General features: G+C 64.6%; 11 protein-coding genes and 1 pseudogene. 2 read left to right on the top strand and 10 right to left on the bottom strand.

The features are described 5' to 3' along the window. Nucleotides 1-3: 3 nt before the first annotated feature. From IPP90_14215 to IPP90_14170, 10 genes and pseudogenes are all read right to left on the bottom strand, one after another. Nucleotides 4-777, bottom strand: coding sequence for an SDR family oxidoreductase (locus IPP90_14215; GenBank protein ID MBL0171847.1), 774 nt, complete (start codon nt 775-777; stop codon nt 4-6). 88 nt (nt 778-865) lie between these two features. Then, entirely contained in the window at nt 866-1642 is a 777-nt protein-coding gene (locus IPP90_14210) for a DUF4397 domain-containing protein (protein MBL0171846.1), read from the bottom strand. A 47-nt stretch (nt 1643-1689) separates the two neighbouring features. Then, nucleotides 1690-3063 carry a RagB/SusD family nutrient uptake outer membrane protein gene (locus IPP90_14205; GenBank protein ID MBL0171845.1) on the bottom strand — a complete coding sequence of 458 codons (1374 nt, stop codon included), beginning with the start codon at nt 3061-3063 and terminating at the stop codon, nt 1690-1692. A 16-nt stretch (nt 3064-3079) separates the two neighbouring features. Continuing rightward, nucleotides 3080-6109 (bottom strand): SusC/RagA family TonB-linked outer membrane protein, encoded by a 3030-nt coding sequence (locus IPP90_14200; GenBank protein ID MBL0171844.1) that lies wholly within the window; start codon nt 6107-6109, stop codon nt 3080-3082. 138 nt (nt 6110-6247) lie between these two features. Beyond that, nucleotides 6248-6931: a methyltransferase domain-containing protein gene (locus IPP90_14195; protein MBL0171843.1), complete on the bottom strand. Its 684-nt coding sequence runs from the start codon at nt 6929-6931 to the stop codon at nt 6248-6250. A 138-nt stretch (nt 6932-7069) separates the two neighbouring features. Continuing rightward, nucleotides 7070-8179, bottom strand: a pseudogene (locus IPP90_14190) (carboxylate-amine ligase). Between the two features lie 15 nt (nt 8180-8194). Beyond that, nucleotides 8195-9019 (bottom strand): gamma-glutamyl-gamma-aminobutyrate hydrolase family protein, encoded by an 825-nt coding sequence (locus IPP90_14185; protein ID MBL0171842.1) that lies wholly within the window; start codon nt 9017-9019, stop codon nt 8195-8197. Beyond that, nucleotides 9019-10371 (bottom strand): circularly permuted type 2 ATP-grasp protein, encoded by a 1353-nt coding sequence (locus IPP90_14180; GenBank protein MBL0171841.1) that lies wholly within the window; start codon nt 10369-10371, stop codon nt 9019-9021. The genes IPP90_14185 and IPP90_14180 overlap by 1 nt, the downstream gene beginning before the upstream one ends. A gap of 13 nt (nt 10372-10384) precedes the next feature. Then, on the bottom strand, nt 10385-11326 hold the full coding sequence (locus IPP90_14175) for a hypothetical protein (protein ID MBL0171840.1): 942 nt from the start codon (nt 11324-11326) through the stop codon (nt 10385-10387). 819 nt (nt 11327-12145) lie between these two features. After that, complete coding sequence (locus IPP90_14170; protein ID MBL0171839.1) at nt 12146-13087, bottom strand: hypothetical protein; 942 nt, start codon at nt 13085-13087, stop codon at nt 12146-12148. A gap of 296 nt (nt 13088-13383) precedes the next feature. Here IPP90_14170 and IPP90_14165 point away from each other — a divergent pair, with 296 nt between their 5' ends. Continuing rightward, nucleotides 13384-13776 (top strand): hypothetical protein, encoded by a 393-nt coding sequence (locus IPP90_14165; GenBank protein ID MBL0171838.1) that lies wholly within the window; start codon nt 13384-13386, stop codon nt 13774-13776. A 60-nt stretch (nt 13777-13836) separates the two neighbouring features. After that, entirely contained in the window at nt 13837-14724 is an 888-nt protein-coding gene (locus IPP90_14160) for a hypothetical protein (protein ID MBL0171837.1), read from the top strand. Nucleotides 14725-14731 lie beyond the last annotated feature (7 nt).

The following is a 14731-nucleotide window of genomic DNA, read 5'->3' as shown; positions in this document are numbered from 1 at the left end:
GCACTACGTAGGGGAATTTCCGGGGGGCAACGTCGGGTCCACCCCGATCACGGCGAAGTGCGCGGCCACGTGGTCACGTGCCCCAGCTCGCGTATAGACGTCCGGGGCGCGCGACTCGATGACCTGTGCAATCACCGCCGCCACTTCCTCGGCGCTCTGCGAATACGGCAAGGCGCGCGAGTCGATCCCGCCATGCACGGCATTCAAGCCGAAATCGGTCCGCACCACGCCCGGCGACACCAGCGAGAACTGAATGTCCGGATGCGTCTGCTGAATCTCCGCGCGGAAATTCGCCGTGAGCGCATTCAGGAAGTGCTTCGCACCGCTGTAGGCCGACCGCTGCAGCGCCAGTGGCATGCGCCCCAGCATCGACGACACGTTGATCACGTGACCCGTCCCACGTTCGCGAAAGTGGTCCAGTGTCTCCTGCATGCCGTACAGCGCGGACTTCACATTGATGCGCATCATCTCGTCGACATCGTCGCCGGTGAGTTCACTGGGCATCCGCGAAATGCCCTGCCCCACGTTGTTCACCCAGACGTCGATGCGGCCGAATCGGGCCAGGGTGTCGGCCACGATCGCGCGCACAGTGGCACGGGATGTCACATCGGCGGTGATTGTCATCACATTGGCACCGCACCGCGCGGCGACCGCCGCAAGAGTGTCAGCGCGTCGAGCCACCAGCACGAGCGCACAGCCAGTCGGGGCCAGCTGCTCCGCCAACGCGGCACCAATGCCGCCGCTGGCGCCCGTGATCACGATGGTGCGATTGGACATGATGCGAGAGGACGGATGGTGGCAGAAGACGCCGGCCCGCCAACGCGAGAGCGAAGGCGGGCCGACGGGAAATCACGCGCACGCGCGACTAGCGGTCCGTGAGCACAAACGCACGCAGTGGTGCACCACCAACGTTGTTGTCGGCCGCCACGATCGTGCGAACCGTCCCGCCATTCAGGGCGACACTGGCGGTAATGATGACACTCGCCGCACGAGAGCCCGCGGCGGTTCCAGCGGGAACAGCCCGCACCTGATAGGTCCCGGCGTTGAGGTTCAGATACGCCGACGCCGATTGATTGGCGATGTTCGTCAGCACCGGCGTGGCGGCCGCCAGGTCGGCGCCGGTCGCTGTCACGAAGAGATCGACCGCACCCGGGGTAGGGCTCAGGTGCACCACCCGGACCTTCGCCTGCGTGCCCACCGTCGGCAACGTGTTGTCATCGGTGGTGACGAACGACGCAATCGCCGATCCCCCCGTCCCGCCCACGGCATACACCGTGCGATCCTGTCCCTCGGTAATGGTGACCGCGAACGTGCTCACGACCGTGTTCGTGTCGATCGTGCGCTTGAGGACCAGTGTGCGACTGCCGGTGAGAATCGGGGAGTAGGTGGCCGTCGCCGGCGACGGCAGCGCCGCCGGAGTGCTCACCGTGTACGTGAGATTCACCCCGAACGGCACCGATTCGAGAATCGCGTTGACGCGTCCGCGCGTGGTGTCAGTGATCAGATTGACGAAACGAATCCGGCCTTGTGCACCGGACGGCGACAGGGGATCCGGCGCCTCGGTGGTCCCGCAGGCGACGGCAAACACCGACACGCCGCCGAGCGCAGCCATGGTCAGACGACGCGAGAGGCGAGGCAACATGCGGGACGTCTCCGACGGAGAGAAAGTATGGGTCATCAGTCGCGTCCTCACGGCGTCGCACAGGTGGCGGGAAACGCGGTCGGCTCTGCCGGATCGGGCAGCACCGCAAAAGTCGCGTTCGGGTTGGCGTTGCGATCACCAATCGAGTACGGCAGCCAGCAGCGCTGACCGTCCAGCGGAATGTTGGGTGACGACGCGGGGCCACGAATCGCCCCACGACGCCGGGCGTCTTCCCACCGCAGTCCGCTGCTGAACAACTCGTAGCGACGCTGCAGATAGATTTCATCCAGCAGCTGCGATTGCGTCAGCGCGCCAGTCAGGGGCGTCAGACAGGCCTTCGGATCGTCCAGTCCGCGCCCGCCGGTGCAATCGGTGCGCACCGAGTCGATCACTGCCTGCGCCGCAGACAACTGGTTCGTACGCGCCAACGCCTCGGCCTTGATGAGCAACGCCTCGTCGGGCAAATACAGCGGCAGCGGCGCCTGCGTGCTGGCGTACCGGTTCCAGTTGTCCAACGGCGCGCCGATGCGACCCGTCAGGGCCGTCGATGGCGTCACGAAGTACGCAAACCGTTGATCACCGCCGGTCATGCTCAGCCGCCAGTTGCGGCGCGGGGCAATGCCGTTGGTGCCGCCCGTGACATTGGCAAACGGGTTGACCGTTGGCGCGGGAAACGTCAGTACCGACAGCGCCGCCGTTCCCGTACGCGCCACCAGATTCGCCGCCGCCAGCGCCGCCGCATCGTCATTCGCCATGCGGGCATACCGCGCCCGATAGAGCTGAATGACATTGGACAGACTGACACCCGGCGTCAGGATGCTGGTGGTGAAGAACGAGCTCGGCGGGGCCGCCGCAATGATCGTGGCCGCCGAGTCGAGCAGCCCGCGCACGTACGGCAGGGCCACCGACCGCGACACGTACGTCGGCGCCGTGACGCCAAACGTGGCGATCGGAATCGTCTGGTACGATTGCAGGGCCTCGCCCAGCGCCTCGGCCTTCAGTGTGAGGGCCAGCGCGCGCAATCCGGCTCGCGTGCCGGCGTCAAACTGCGCCGACAGCGCATCGGCGCCGTTGAGCAGATCGTCAGCCGTGCGCACGGTGCGATACACCGAATTGAACACGTTGTCGGCAATGCCCGTCCCCGACGGCACCGAGCCCTGCTCCGCATCGGAAATGGAGATGAGCGCCGCGCTGGTGGCCGAAAACTCATCGGTGACCAGCCCGGCCGCGTAGGCGTAGTTGAAATACGACGTGGCAAACCGCGACTGCAGGCCGGTGGCCAGCGCGATCACCCCGTCCGCGCTGGTGGTGACCTGCGCTTCCGTGGGGGCGTTGGGATTCTGCAGGTCGAGGCTGCACGCCCCGACCATAGTGAATGACGCGGCGGTGATGACCACCGCGCACTGCTTGATCATGCGCATGAGTTGGTCTCCGCGATCAGTAGGTGAACCGGGCGCTGACCGACCACACCCGTGGGATCGGATAGCCACCGAAATCGAATCCGCGATCGGCGGATGTCGTTTGCGCCGACCCGAGTCCGCCGGCATTCGTGCCGAACAGGTTGATCTCGGGATCGTAGCCGGAGTATTTGGTCCACACGGCGAGGTTGCGACCGGACACCGTCAGGTCGATGCCATCCCGGAACACGCGACGTACCGCGGGCGTGTTGAGTGAATAGCTGGCCGACAGTTCGCGCAGTTTCACGAAGCTGCCATCCTCGATCCAGTACTCGAAGATCCCTTGCGTTCGGGAGTTGAATGTTGGCGGCAGCTTGCGCGGATCGCCGTAGGGCAGCAACTCGCGCTCGTACTCCTTGGAGTTGCTGGCCACACCGGCGTTCTGGGCGCGCGTGGAAAGATTCATGATGTCGTTGCCGAAGACACCGTCCAGCAGCACGCGGAAGCGCAGTTTGCCGCCCAGCGTGAACTCGTTCAGCAAGGATCCGAGGAATTTCGGATTCGGATCACCGATCACCTTGTTGAGCGAGTCGTTGCAGGTGCCGCCACTGAGCACGCGCGCTTGCGCCTGGGAGCCCATGTCCGCCGTCTGGTTGCTGCGGCGATAGCGCCCCAGCGAGTCCAGCAGCAAGGCCCCTGTCACGCAGTTGCGCGCCGCATACGAGCCGTAGAACACGCCTACCGGCTCGCCCGTCCGAATGCGATTGGGATACCCGCCGGCCGACTGGAAGTCCTGAATCGCCAACGATTCCACCAGGTTCTTGTTGGTCGAATAGGTGACGGTCGACTCCCACTTGAAACGCTTCGAGTCGGCATTCACCGTATGGATAAGCAACTCCAGTCCCTTGTTGGACATCGAGCCGATCGGGTAGAATTGGCGCGAGAATCCCGTGCTCGTGGCCAGTGGGCGGAAGAACAGCAGATCCGACACCAGGCGGTTGTAGTAGGTCGCTTCCGCGCTGACCTTGCCCGACAGGAAACTGGCGTCGGCACCCACCTCCACTTCGCGCGCGCGCTCGTTGCGCAGCGTCGGGTTGCCGTACGTCACGTCGTTCACAAATCCCGGTCGTCCGGCAAACGGCAGTTGCGTGAAGCCCACGAACTGCGAATACGCATTCACGATGCCCGGCTGGCTGCCCGCCCAACCCACGGCGCTGCGCACCCGCAGGCTGTTGAAGGCACCCTGCCGATTCTCCACGGCAACGTACGAGAGCGAGAACTTGGGAAACACCTGCCAGCGTTCCGACGGAGCGAACGTGCTGGACGCGTCGTACCGCACCGCGCCGGTCAGGAACAACCGGTTGTTCCAGGCCACTTCCTGCTGGCCGTAGAATCCCAGCGTGCGCAATTCCACCGAGGTCTGGCCGGCGGAGAACACCGAGCCCGCTCCCACCAGTTCGCCCACCGGCGCCAGGCCGTTGGCCACGGCACTGGTGGTGTTCACCGTCTGTTGCGTGTAGTTGAAGCCGCCCGTGGTGCGCAGGTCGAAGCGGTCGCCAACCTTCCAGGAGTACGTGCCCACGCCATCCTGATTCACCACGCGGTTGTTCGACATCACCGACTGCGAGCGACCGGTGGACAGCAGCGCCGTGCCCAGCACGGCGTTGCGCGGAATGAACTGGCTCTGGGCAAAGTTGTAGGCGTCTATGCCCAGCGTGTAGTCCAGCAACAACGCGGGACGCGGCGTCCAGGTGAGCTTGGTCGATCCGATGAAGCGATTGATGGTCTGCGGATTCTTGATGCGATCGATGGCCAGCAGCGGATTCGTGCCCAGCGCCGGCGGCAGCGGGTAGATGCCGTTGACCGGGCGGAAGTTCACGCTGGTGGGCGCGAAGAACAGCGAACCCATGATGCCGTAGTCGTTCTGCTCGCCAAACGCCTGCACATCGTTGCGCGTGGTGATATAATTGGCGGTGACATTGGCGATGACCTTCGACGCCAGTTGCTGCTGCAGATTGATGCGCGCCCCCTGTCGATTCGACCGGGTGGACTTGAGAATGCCGTCGTCGGCCGCCGAGTTGGCGCTCATGAAATAGCGCGTCTGGTCGTTGCCGCCCTCGACGGTCAGGTTCTGCTCGAGTGTGTTGGACCGCCGGAAAATGTCGTCCTGATAGTTGTAGCGCGCGATGGGCAGCCCGCTCACGTCGTACGGATAGAAGTTGAACGGCTGCTGCTCGCGCAACTCGTTGGACGCATACCGCGACGACAGCGAGAATCGCGGGCGGCCGATGCTGCCGCGCTTGGTGAAGATCTGCACCACGCCGTTGTTGGCGCGGGACCCGTACAGCGCGGCCGCGGCGGCGCCCCGGATGATCTCGATGCGCTCGATATCCGACGGGTTGAGATCGGCCAGTCGGTTCTGCGGATTTGACCGGCCACCCAGATCGGCCAGCTGCGCCGAGCTGTTGTCGATGATGACGCCGTCCACGATGTACAGCGGATCGGAGCCGGAGATGAAGGAATTGGTGCCCCGCAGTCGCACCGAGATGCCACCGCCACCCGGGCCGCCGGAATTCTGCGTGATCTGCGCGCCGGGTACCTTGCCCTGCAGCGCCTGATCCACTGTGACGGCCACCGCCCGTGCGATCATCGTGGAGTCGACCGATGCCACACTCGTGCCGATCTTGCGTTTCTCCGTCGGCGCCGCCGAACCGGTAACCACCACCTCGCTGAGGTTCACGGCACTCTCGCGTAACGCGAAATTCGCCGTGACCGATCCGTCCGCGACAATCGTCACGGCCTGCGTGGCAGGCTGAAAGCCCAATCGACGCACGCTGATGATTCGCGATCCGATCGGCACCTGGGTCAAGAGATAGTCGCCGGTGGTGCCGGTCACCGCCCCGATACGCGTGCCCGTCACCTGCACTTGCGCATCCACGATGGCGCGGCCGGTGACGGCGTCGGTGACGCGCCCGCGCACGGTTCCCGTGGCGACTTGCGCCGTCGCGACCACCGGCAGCGCTGCAAGAACCGCGAGGGCGATTCCGCGTCGAATGTGTTGCCAGGGCATGCCTGACCTCCGGAAGGTGGAACGATCAACCGACGCGATCGACGGTCGTCTTATCCGACTCAGTTGGGCAACACATTCGTCAAATGTGCGCGATCCGGCAAGCGTGGCGGACCGCTGCGGTGCGCGTTTCGCGGCCGCTCAGCCGGATGCCGCCTGACACTCGAACAACAACGACAGCACCGCCCCCTCGGCATTGCGCGGTTCCCGTAACCGGTACACCGTCAGCCCGCTCTCCCACAGCGTGCGCTGCCAGCTCTCGAAGGTGCGAAAGTACCAGGGCATCGGCGCCGAGAACCCGTCACCAAACGCCGAGAATCGCTCCTCGCGCCATCCATCCACATAGCCATCCGGGCCCGCAGCAATAAATGGATGCACCGTCTGGATGAGCAAACGCCCCGATAAGGCCAATCGCTTGGATAAGGCGCGCAAGAGCGGAACCAAATCCCGGTCGAGCAACGCGAAATTGCAGACGATCACATCGAAAGGACCCGGGACCACCGTCCGTTGCGCACTCAGCAACGCATAGTCCGCCACTTCGTACGTAGCGCCGCCGGCCGTGCGCGCCGCCGCTATCAGCGGTTCGCTGGCATCGACCCCGGTCACCTGCGCGCCTTGCGCCGAAAGCGCCCGCGCCAGCCAGCCCTCGCCACATCCGACATCAAGGATGCGCATGCCGGCTTCCGACTGGCACGCATCGACGATGGCCGCGTCGGTGCCGCTCCGACGACTGGCAATCTGTCCGCCCCGTACGGCCGTGGTCCACGCGGCGGCATTGGCAATCCAGCTGGCCTGCTGCCGCGACGCGTTGGTGCGGTCGTTCACGGTGCGCGCATCGGCCGACGACACCTAGGGCATCGACTGGCCGCGGGCGGATCCCGACGGGATTGCGTTGACGCCGGTTGGCGTCGCCGACGACGACGCGTCCACCCGATCCGACCGCTCCAGCGGAGGACCCAGTGTCGGCTCGCACACCCCTTCGGCCGTCTCGCGGATCAGTTGATCCACCACCGCGCGCAGGTCGCCCGTACGGGCATACGTGGCCAACTGCCGTTGGGCACTTGAGCCCTCCTCAAGAATCTTGAACGCATACTCGACTTCCTTGCGCGTCCCCAATTCATCCAGCACATCGTCCAGGAACCACTCGATGAGTTCGCGGATGAGCACCGGCGCGGGCATTTCGGTCTTCTTGCCGAAGTCGATGAGCTTGCCGCTCAATCCCCACCGGACCGCGCGCCACTTGTTCTCTTCGATGAGATCCTGCGCGTACACGCGGAACGTGAGGTTGTCCCGGCGCAACTTCCACATCTTGGCCACCACGGCCTGCAGAATGGCGGCGACACAAATGGCTTCGTCAATGCGCGTGTTCACATCGCAGATGCGGAACTCGAGCGTCGGATACACGTGATGCGGCCGCACGTCCCACCAGATTTTCGATCCGTCGGGGATGCTGCGCGTCTTCACCAGCGTGTCGACCAGATCGGAGTAGTCGCTCCACCCCTGCAAAATGCGCGGCACACCGGTGCGCGGAAAGTTCTTGAACACGATGCTGCGATACGAATGCAGTCCGGTGTTGCGGCCAAACCAGAACGGTGAACTGGTGGACAGACACAGAATATGCGGCAGCACGTAGCGCGCCGCATTCAGACAGTCTATGCGGAACTCATTGTCTTCGATGCCGACATGTACGTGCGTCCCGAAGATCAGCAGCCGATGCGCCAGATCCTGCAGCTCCGCCTTGACGCCCAGGTAGCGCTCCTTGGGCGTCATTTCCTGGTTCATCCAGTTCGAGAACGGATGCGTCCCGGCCGACGCGATGGTGAGTCCGTGTTGCGCCGCCGCCTTGATCACCAGGCCGCGCAGCGACGTCAACTCCTGCCGCAACTCGGCGATCGAATGACAGACCTTGGTCCCGATCTCCACCTGGCACTGGTGCAATTCCGCTTTGACATCGGCCAGCTCGGCGTGCTCGCTGGTGACCAGCGCGTCGAATCCGGGCGTAAGATCACGCGTCACCGGATCGATGATCTGGTACTCCTCTTCGATGCCGACTGTCAGACTGGGCGCCCGCATTGCTTCCTCGTCGGCTTAGGTCGTGCTGACTGTGAATCCCGCTCTGCCACCCTCAGGAACGCGTGTCGGAGTATGCGCCTGCGCCCAGCCGATGGATGCCCGGATGAACCCGCCAAACAGGTGTCGAATGTGCGGATCCGCCATCTCGAACACCTCCGGGTGCCACTGCACGCCCACCACAAACGCGTCGGTTCCCCCTTCCACCGCCTCGATCAACCCGTCCGGCGCGATGGCCGACGCCACCAGCCCCCCTCCGAGTTGCTTGATGCCCTGATGATGCATGCTGTTGACCGACACCCGCGACGACTCGAGATACCGCCGCAGTTTCGTACCGGCAACGACGTCCACCTCGTGTGCCAGATGATCGCGCTCGTACCCGGCGGTTGGGAAGTAGTCGTGCTTCTGAAATGTGCCGTTTTGCATGGCCAGGTCCTGCCACAGGGTGCCCCCTGAGGCGACGTTGATGATCTGGAGGCCACGGCACAGACCCAGCAGCGGCTTCCCATCCTCCATCGCCCACCGCGTAAGCTGCAATTCCACCCGGTCGCGCGCCGGATCGAGATTCCCGCATTCGGGGCGTACCGCTTCCCCGTATTCCAGCGGGCTCACGTCGACCCCGCCCGGAATGAGAATGCCATCCAGACGCTCGTAGATCTCACGCAACGTGTTCAGGTCGTCGTCCAGCAACGGAATCATCCACGGCACGGCGCCGACCATCGTGGCCGCCAGGAAATACCGCTGGTTCATGACCCACGATGCGGGTAACGCCGGCGGAATGCCGTCGATCGAATGCAGGGTTTGTGTGGTCAACCCGATCACCGGGCGTAACAACGCTGACATCAGCGCTCCTCGACAAGAAAAGTTGGCACGTTCGAGCCGCCACCGGCTGTCACGTTCAGCAACGGATCAGTAGCGATCCGTGTCAGACATCCCGTCATCACCGTCCCGTCCACCAGAAACGGCGCGGTATCCAGCATCCGATCGCTGATATGCAGGCCACCGTCCACCCAGGCCGGCCACGGTTCGCTGGGCACTTCCACGCGCTCCTGCACGATGAACGGTTCGCCCAACGCCGTTCGAATGGCCGCCTGCCAGGTCGCATCGTCCACGGTCCACCCCAGCACGATCCCCTTGCCACCGTACTCATCGTTGGGCTTGAGCACCATCGTCTCGCGACGATCGGCGATGAACGGCAGCATGTCCACCTGATTGCCCTGATACGAGGTGCTCCGTTCCTCCACGACCCGTGTCCACGGCACGTGCCGGGCCACCGCGGCGCGCTGCGCCGGGCTCAACAGGGCCGCCTGACGCTCGTCACTGACCACCGCCAACGACGCCTTCTTGTGCAGCAGCTTGCAGCGGAACGGATTGACCATGCACACCGCTCCATCGCGGACCGCGCGCACCACCGGCGATGCCAACCCCTCACGGGTCACCAACTCATCGATCAGCACGCGCTTGTAGATCAGCGTCACCGGGCGTCCGCCAACGCGTAACGTACCGCCGGAGTACTCGGCGTCGCGCGGATCGCCGATGAAGGCCTCGATGCCCAGGGCGGCAAACTCCCGCTCGAACAGCACGAACTCGCTGCGTGTCGGCACATCCGCCCAATCGAGGATCACCACCGTCGGACGCTCCCGCACACCCCGAAAGGCGTGGTACGCGTCCAGCAGGGCGTGAATCACCGATGGCGCCGCCGGAATGGGCAGCACCGCGTGACTGCGCGAGAACTCGTGCATCACCGGCATGGCCATCATCACCCGCGACAACGCGTCGTTGTACGCGGCCCCGGCCGGCGTCTCGGCGTTGAACTCGGTGAACTTGAGACCGTCGTCACCCGCGGCAAAGAACGCATCCAGACGCGACGTCGGGCTGGCCACGGCGAAACCCGGATCGGCGTGAATCAACTGCTCTTCCCACGCGGTCAACCCGAACTGCGCGCGCAGCGTCGGTTGCTCCATGGCGGCGCGGCGCACCGCCTCAAACGCCGAGCCGACCAGGGCGCACGCCTGCGCAATGTGCCGGTATTCGCCGACACTGAGCAGGCGCGGCCGCAGCACGCCGCACAACGGACGATCACCAAAGAACAGCCCTTCACTGCGCAGCAGACGGTCGAGGAGTTCCGCCGAGGCCACCGCCGTGTCGCCCTGTGTCAGGACGTCGTGATAGCGCGCAATTGCACTCGCAAGCATGCCGGCCGCTCCGTTAGCGGGACGACGGCAATGACTCACCGATTGGCGCGCCCGGCGCCACCGCGGGTCTCGGCGCCGTGGCCAGTTTGATCGCCAGGTCGGCCATGTGCTCCACCACCCACTCGAAGTAGCTGGGCGTCAACGAGTAGATGTCCATGTCCGGCGCCGGATTCATGAAGTCGATGGCATAGGGAATGCCATCACGCACCGCGAACTCGACCGTGTTCATGTCATAGCCCAACGCCTTGCACAACGTGAGCGAGTCGGCCACACAGCGATCTTCGATGTCCTTCGGCAAGTAGCCAGGATCGGGAATGTATTTGCGCTCACGGGGATCGTAGGGCATCGGCAGCACGTGTTCGCGGCCCAACGCCATGCAACGCACATAGTAGTCCCACTTCACAAACTCCTGCACCACCATGGTCAGCAGGCCGCTGGTGTTGTAGTGATGGAGCAACTCCTCCATGGAGTGGCAGACGTACACATCCCGCCAGCCACCGCCGTGGGCGTCCTTCAACACGCAGGGGAAGCCGATGTGCTCAGCCACCCCGCGCCAATCCAGCGGGTAGGCGAGGTTCCGCAACGACTCCGAGTGCGAGATCCCCGGGATGTAATCCTTGTTGGGCAGGAGCATCGTCTTTGGATGCGCCACGCCGTTCTGCAGGGCCACCGTGGCGTCGAAGAACTTGTCGTCGGCCGACCACATGAACGGATTGTTGACCACCGTCACGCCCATTCGCGTCGCATGCTTGAGGTAGGCGCGATAGAAGCCGACCTCGTGCGAGATGCGATCAATGATCAGCGTGTACGGGACCGGCTGCCCCATCCGCGTCGCATCCAGCTTGATGTAGTCGGCCGGCACGCCAGACTGCCGCTTGGCGACCGCTTCGAGAAATGCGGGGGGAAATGACCACTCCCGCCCAACAAGCAATCCGATCCGTGGTTCGACGGTCACGATGAGAACTCTCCAAAGGGTGCGAAAGGTTTAGCGCAGAATGGTCGATTGTCGGTCGAGTCGCCATAGGGGGCGCGCGGGTTTTCCGCGCCTCAGCCTTCCCGGGAACTTCCGCCGCGCATCACGCCTTGGGCAGCGCCACGCGTACATCCGAGTAGTGTTTGCAATCCAGAAAATACAATAAATGTGACAATCGCGAATGTGGACAAGTTTGTCTCAACGCTGCCAAAACGGACCGCTTACCTAACCCCACTTATCCACATCACGGCAATCCTCAGCTTCAACCAGATTCTGATGTTACCTACTTTCCCACATGACTTCCAACACGTATCAACAATCATGTCAACAACTTAGGCGTTCGTGCTGTATTGCGTGAGCGAGTCGTTCGTCATAACATCCTCGCCCGCCGACAAATCAAACCGGCGCATCGTCACGTTTCGAATTCTGACCTGGAATCGACCATGCACGTAGTCGCCTGCGCCGCACCAATCGGTACGCTAGAGCCAGCGCCCATCACATCGCTGCCGCTGGCATCGATTTTGGGGAATACTGTGCTTTCGGCCTTCTGGGGTGGCGACGATGCCTACTATGTTCGCGCCGGCGACGAGTACGGTACGGAAGCGAATGCGCCACAGTGGTACCGAATCGACGGTGGCGACGTGGCTGTGGAAAGCCCGTTGGCCGAGCGGGTGGCTCTGGGCAAGCTCATGGCGACCATCACCCCGATCGGGGGTGGCCGAGTGGCCTTTCCGGTTGGAAGCAGCGGACGACGCGTCTACCGCGTTTGGCGCACCGGCGCGGCCGCCGACGGTGGAAAGACTAGAATCCTGGAAGTTCGAGCTGCGCGGTCACGCCGCCGGCCAGCGTAACGCCGGCCGCCTGTAACCACGCCAGGAGGAGATCCTGCCCGTGATCGCCGGCAAGGGCGGAGCGCGCCGCGCTCAGATGCAGCTTGAACTCTGCGGAGACGTCGGGCAGCGTCCGTCGAAGGACCGCGACCGTCAGCAGCTCGGTCGCGTCCGCGAGATGACGGATCGCGAACTCCGTCATTCGGGCACGAAGTGCGGTGGCGTTGAGCACTTGAGACTCGCCCGGCACTTCATGGTCGGCGCGACGCTCTCGGAAGGCCGCCAGTCTGCTGCGCGTGGCCGACACTACGGGCAACTCGTCACCGACGTGCTCGGGGAGAACGGCGACGGGCGCTCCCAGAAGCCCCAGCCAGGCAATCCACAGCGTGCCCCGCGCGTAGGGTTCCCAAGGTTCCTGCTCAAGTCCCAGCGACACGCGTCGCACGGTGTCGGCGACACCTCGACGCACCTCCCACCACTTCACGTAGCTTTCGGTCTGGTGGGAAACGAGCGCCAAGGCACCCAGACGAAGGGCCCACTTCACCGTGGACTCTCCGTCATCAGTGGGGGCGCGCAAGGCGGCGCTGCATCGGAAGGCACGGGCGGCACCAAGTGCCAAAACCGCCTGAGCCAGATCGCGCGATGCATTGGCGACCGGTTGCAGTGCCGCTTCAAGCTGGCTCAGGGCGGCCAGTTCGTAGGCCGTGCCAAGGAGAGCGAGTCCGTCCGCAATGGGCTCGCCAAGTCCGTCGCCGGAGACCAGCGAGGCCGCCTCGGCTCGTTCGAGCAACAAGGCGCGTCGTTCCGCGGGAACAGCAGCGACCGCCCAATGCTCGTCGAGCGTGGTTCTGGCCAGAGTCGCCAGTTCACGCGCCGCGAGATCACGCTCCGCTGCCGGGCTGAGCACCTGCATGCCGCCGCCTCCGAGGGAGGGGTGGATCTGTATCCCAACTGCTTCGACAGCCACCGGACGTGGTGGCTTGCCGACCTCAACCGTAGAGGGCTCCGACGACCGCTGTTGCGGCGACGCCAACCCCTCTCCCGGTACTGTCCAGACCGCTCGCGGTACCGACCGCGCAACCTGTAGCGCAACCAAAGCTACCGCATACGGTTATCGCCGCATTGACGGCGCTGTACAACCACTGTCGCATTTATGTAACAGACCGCCTTCTGTCAAGGTCTGCCGAACGATTTTCCGGAGAAGTACCTGTGGGATTTGAATCATCACGCGCCGCCCGTCGGCGTCTCGCGGCCATCGCCGCGACCAATCAGCGGGTCCAGGAAGCGTTGTCGCCGTCGGCGTTCCCCGGGTTCTTCGATACCGAGGCGTACGCCAGCAGCGACCACGATGCGATGTCGACCTTGCACCGCGCCGAAAACGAACTGCACGATCAGTTGGACGTCCTCGCCCACGATATCGTGGCCACCCCTGGTGCCGGAGGCGCGTTGCTGGTCGCCTATGCCGCCCAGGCGCGTGCGTTGACCATGGTGGTTGAAGCCGCGCGACGTGGAGGCGGTGCGCCGCTTCCAGCGGCCGTCATCCATGCGGCAGAGGCTGCTCTCACGACGCCGAGCGCGTTTGCCGGTATCCCCTTGCGTTGAGCATCAAGGGGTCAGCGCGAGGGGCCAGCGCGCCGAAGGCGTCTGGACCATGTTTCATGCATGGAATACTCATTGATTGTTCGCGCGCCGACGCTCCGTGCGTCGGTGCCCCGTGCGTCGGTGCGGTCGCTGTGGCCGCTGCTGTGCCTGCTGGTGCCGCGGGTCGCGGCCACGCAAATCCCGCAGGACGCGCGACACTGGTTTGAGGAAGGCAAGCGTACCGGCCTGATCGGACACGCCGACTCGTCGTTGTTGTACTTCACGCGCGCGTGGACCGACGCGAAAAGCAGCGGCGCCGAGGCGATGACTGTTGCCGCTGCGCGGGGGCGAGCCGATGTGTGGTTGGTGCTCCGCGGCTGCGCGGACAGCGCCGTGCGTATCTTGCGCGACGCGCAGGCATCAGCACCGCCCGGCGATCGTTCAGCCGCCGAAGCGCTGGTACGGCTGCTGGCGTCCCGTGGCGACGTGCCAGCGGCGCGCGCGGCGCTGGTGGCGGCGTATGCAGATGTGGGCGGCGTGGGCCGCACGATCACCCGCGAGAGCATCGCCTACCTGCGGGGACGCGCTGTGGTGGAGCGGGCCGGCGGACAGGAGTCCGCCGCGCTGTCCACCTACAACGAAGCGCTCATCATTGCGACCAGGCTGCACGAAGGCGATGCCAACGATACGACCGACATCCACGCATCCGGTGAGGTGACATCCGAAAACGCCTGGGTGCTCTTCGATCTCGCGCAGCTGCGCGCGCATGCCAAGAGCCCATCTATCGCGTCGGCGCGCGAGTCGGCACGCGTGATGGGACTCCTCCTGGCGGCATGGGACGTGGTGGACGATCCCGGAGCAACCCCCTTCCCGACTGTCCGCCTTGGAGACCGGCTGGTCCTGCGCGCCGAACAGTGTCGACGCGCAGGCACCTCGTGTCCGGTGCCCAAGCCCCCGAAAGGCTGTTGAACTACGA

The sequence above is a fragment of the Gemmatimonadaceae bacterium genome (assembly GCA_016720905.1).
In the GTDB taxonomy this organism is placed as follows: Bacteria; Gemmatimonadota; Gemmatimonadetes; order Gemmatimonadales; family Gemmatimonadaceae; genus Gemmatimonas.
This window is presented reverse-complemented; position numbering and strand designations above follow the sequence as displayed.

What these genes read in the sequence shown, in the direction of transcription:
- IPP90_14180 (MBL0171841.1), bottom strand. Translation starts at nt 10,371, where the DNA reads ATGCTTGCGAGTGCAATTGCGCGCTATCACGACGTCCTGACACAGGGC.
- IPP90_14200 (MBL0171844.1), bottom strand. Translation starts at nt 6,109, where the DNA reads ATGCCCTGGCAACACATTCGACGCGGAATCGCCCTCGCGGTTCTTGCA.
- IPP90_14185 (MBL0171842.1), bottom strand. Translation starts at nt 9,019, where the DNA reads ATGTCAGCGTTGTTACGCCCGGTGATCGGGTTGACCACACAAACCCTG.
- IPP90_14215 (MBL0171847.1), bottom strand. Translation starts at nt 777, where the DNA reads ATGTCCAATCGCACCATCGTGATCACGGGCGCCAGCGGCGGCATTGGT.
- IPP90_14170 (MBL0171839.1), bottom strand. Translation starts at nt 13,087, where the DNA reads ATGCAGGTGCTCAGCCCGGCAGCGGAGCGTGATCTCGCGGCGCGTGAA.
- IPP90_14205 (MBL0171845.1), bottom strand. Translation starts at nt 3,063, where the DNA reads ATGCGCATGATCAAGCAGTGCGCGGTGGTCATCACCGCCGCGTCATTC.
- IPP90_14210 (MBL0171846.1), bottom strand. Translation starts at nt 1,642, where the DNA reads ATGTTGCCTCGCCTCTCGCGTCGTCTGACCATGGCTGCGCTCGGCGGC.
- IPP90_14160 (MBL0171837.1), top strand. Translation starts at nt 13,837, where the DNA reads ATGGAATACTCATTGATTGTTCGCGCGCCGACGCTCCGTGCGTCGGTG.